At 48.1% G+C, this 3,121-nt stretch carries 2 protein-coding genes, 1 tRNA gene and 1 pseudogene; 3 read left to right on the top strand and 1 reads right to left on the bottom strand.

Translation table 11 applies throughout. The features are described from left to right. Positions 1-511 (bottom strand): annotated as a pseudogene (locus tag RM811_RS06725) (hybrid sensor histidine kinase/response regulator); the annotation flags it as partial. Between the two features lie 150 nt (positions 512-661). Between RM811_RS06725 and RM811_RS06720 the strand changes: the two are divergent. The 3 genes from RM811_RS06720 to RM811_RS06710 form a co-directional block, all read left to right on the top strand. Further along, positions 662-737, top strand: a tRNA-Glu gene (locus tag RM811_RS06720). 438 nt (positions 738-1,175) lie between these two features. Then, positions 1,176-2,426 carry a valine--pyruvate transaminase gene (locus RM811_RS06715; protein WP_402522129.1) on the top strand — a complete coding sequence of 417 codons (1,251 nt, stop codon included), beginning with the start codon at positions 1,176-1,178 and terminating at the stop codon, positions 2,424-2,426. Positions 2,427-2,430: 4 nt separating this feature from the next. Next, positions 2,431-3,121 (top strand): 5-oxoprolinase subunit PxpA (locus tag RM811_RS06710; protein WP_402522127.1); only part of this gene is annotated, 691 nt, incomplete at its 3' end.

The following is a 3,121-nucleotide window of genomic DNA, read 5'->3' as shown; positions in this document are numbered from 1 at the left end:
GTGCCAACAGCAATGTTCGGATGGTTCCGAATACCAGGGTTAAGATGGAGCGGTCCAGAAACTCCTGACCGGAAGGGCGGGTGTCTGCAACAATGGCCAGAGTGCCAAGATCTTCTTCAAGATCATAAGGGACAGACAGTTCCTTGTGGTAGGTTCGGGTGGTGCCGAAAAAAAGATCAGTAAATTGACTCTGTTTTTTCGGGTGATCATTGTCACCTGCTTTGGCCATAACCTGTTGGTGAGAATCGGTGATGATTGCGCTGAGAATCAGTGGCGATTCAATCAAGCCATTCACCAGTTCTAAAGCGAGCTCTTCATCCAGGTTATAGGCAATGCGAGAGGCCGGTGCTTTGCTGATGTCCAGGTAGGCCTCAATGGCATTGTCGATGCCTTTGTCCTGGGTTTTATAGTCGTGGGTAACCTGAAAGGCACTGAAAAACAGTCCCAGTATAAAAGCGACGATGACTGTGTATTTGGCCTGCTTGTACGAGAGTCTGTCCCTGAGCCTCATTATTATACTTATCTCGGGCGGTGATCAGTCACCCATCTAATCTGGAATAAGCCTGTTTTTCAAGAAAAACGATCAGATTAAAGAAGGGTTGACTCTGTGGGGATGAGCTATTAGGCTACGCAACCGCTGCAGCAATGCACGAAGGTCTGCGTCCCCTTCGTCTAGTGGCCCAGGACACCGCCCTTTCACGGCGGTAACAGGGGTTCGAGTCCCCTAGGGGACGCCATATTTTTTGTTTTCTCCCCCCCCTCGCTATATTTGATTTGTAATAATTTCTGTTTCTTCCTGATTTTTCTCCAGCCTGTTTCATGCTATGAGTAATAGTCTGGCGGCTCATCCTTATTGCCTGACTCTACCTTATCATCCTGATTTCCTTCCTGATGTTCTTATGAATAACCGCCTTTGAATCAGTACATAATTGATGCATTCCAGACATTCTCACTACTGCAGTGGATGCCAGTGCGATCCATAATGACTTGCTATTATTCTCATGGATTAGAGCCGGTTTTTATATGCGTCGATGATAGTATAATTATCCGGCGGCAGGAGTGAACGGGCTCAGAGTTATGCTGGACATAATCCGGAGTGATGTAGACAGCCTGGCCTTACCATTGTTATAACAGCAACTTTAATTATCCTGTGACCATAATAATCGGGGGTCAGCATGAAGCTCTCTGCCTTTGGCGAAAAATTTACCAGCCACTCCGGCATCCTTTCACTGATGGATGATCTGGGCAATGCCCTCGCCGATGGTAAAGATATGATTATGATGGGCGGCGGCAACCCTGCCCATATTCCTGAAGTAGAAGAAGTCTTCAGGCAACGGCTGCGAAAAATTACTGACAGCCCGACCGAGTTTACCCGGCTGGTGGGGACTTATGATCCTCCCCAGGGCGAAAAAGACTTTGTCCGTGAAATGGCCGCTTTTCTTAACCGGCAGTTTGGCTGGCAGCTGACAGAGAGAAATATTGCCCTGACCAATGGCAGCCAGGCCGCTTTTTTTATGTTGTTTAATATGTTTGCCGGTAGTTACGGTGATGGCAGCCATAAACGAATTCTGTTACCGCTGGCACCGGAATATATAGGTTATGCGGATGCCGGATTAAGCGATAATTTTTTTGCTGCCAACAAGCCTGACATTGATCATCTCGATCAACATACTTTCAAGTACCGGGTTAACTTCCTTGAACTGGAGGTGGATAGCAGTATTGGTGCGCTGTGTGTCTCAAGGCCAACCAATCCCACGGGTAATGTGTTAACTGATGAAGAAATTGAACGGCTGGATGGGTTAGCACTGGCAAACAATATTCCAATGATTATTGATGGTGCCTATGGGACGCCATTCCCCAAATTGATCTTTACGGAAGCGACCCCCCGCTGGAATGAGCACACCATTCTTTGTCTGAGTTTGTCAAAGCTTGGATTGCCGGCGGCAAGAACCGGTATCGTTATTGCCAATGAACAGGTTATTCAGGCGTTGTCTGGTATTAATGCGATTATGAATCTGGCACCCAACAGTACAGGCAGTTTGCTGGCTCTGGATATGATTCGCGATGATAGCATTATACCACTGTGCGAAAATGTGATCCGTCCTTACTATCAGGAGAAGGCCCTGTTTGCTGTTGATGTCCTCAAGCAGAAAATGGGTGATATTCCCTGGCATGTCCATAAGCCGGAAGGGGCGATGTTCTTATGGTTGTGGTTTGAAGGGTTACCGATTTCCAGTCTTGAGCTTTATGAGCGACTGAAGGCAAGAAATGTTCTGGTGGTATCCGGACATTACTTTTTTCCGGGCATTGACGATGGCTGGGCCCATAAGCATGAGTGCCTTCGGATAACCTACTCTCGCGATCATCAGACGGTGGAAAAAGGCCTTTCTATTCTGGCAGAAGAAGTGCTCAAACTATACAGGTGAGGCCGTGCAGCTGAATTGTGATATGGGGGAGAGCTATGGCCCCTGGCAAATGGGAAATGATGAAGCGGTGATGCCGTGGATAGATATGGCCAATATTGCCTGTGGGTTTCATGCTTCGGATCCGGACACCATGAGCCGTACCGTGGCGATGGCGGCCAGAGCTAATGTTACTGTCGGTGCGCACCCCGGATATAATGACAAGGTCGGTTTCGGTCGTCGCCATATACCCCATAGTCCTGAAAGCATTACTCATCTGGTGGCCTATCAGACCGGTGCGCTGGATGCTATCTGTCAGCAGCATGGAACTCGTGTGAAATACATCAAGCCTCATGGTGCCCTCTATCATGACATGATGAACAATCATGATGTGTTTGAGGCGATGGTTGTGGCTGCTTCACAAATGGATTTTAAACCTGCAGTTATGATTCAGGCCCTGGGAAATAATGACAAGTATCAAAAGACAGCTGACAGGTATTCAGTTCCCCTGATTTTTGAGGCCTATGCAGACCGGGCTTATGATGATAACGGGCTGCTGGTGCCAAGGTCTGTGGCTGGCGCTGTTTATCAGGACTCTGCGTTGATCCGGCAGCAGGTAATGGGGCTGGTTTCAGGAGAGATTAAAACCATCAAGGGGGCGAAGCTGAAGTTAAAGGCTGATACTGTCTGTGTTCATGGCGACAACCCTGAATCAATAG

The organism is Endozoicomonas sp. (assembly GCF_031844845.1).
Classification (GTDB): Bacteria; Pseudomonadota; Gammaproteobacteria; order Pseudomonadales; family Endozoicomonadaceae; genus Endozoicomonas.
Note: the sequence above shows the minus strand (reverse complement) of the source record. Positions and strands in the feature narration are given on the sequence as shown.

Excerpts from the sequence above, each read along its gene's own strand:
- RM811_RS06715 (WP_402522129.1), top strand. The coding sequence starts at position 1,176 with ATGAAGCTCTCTGCCTTTGGCGAAAAATTTACCAGCCACTCCGGCATC.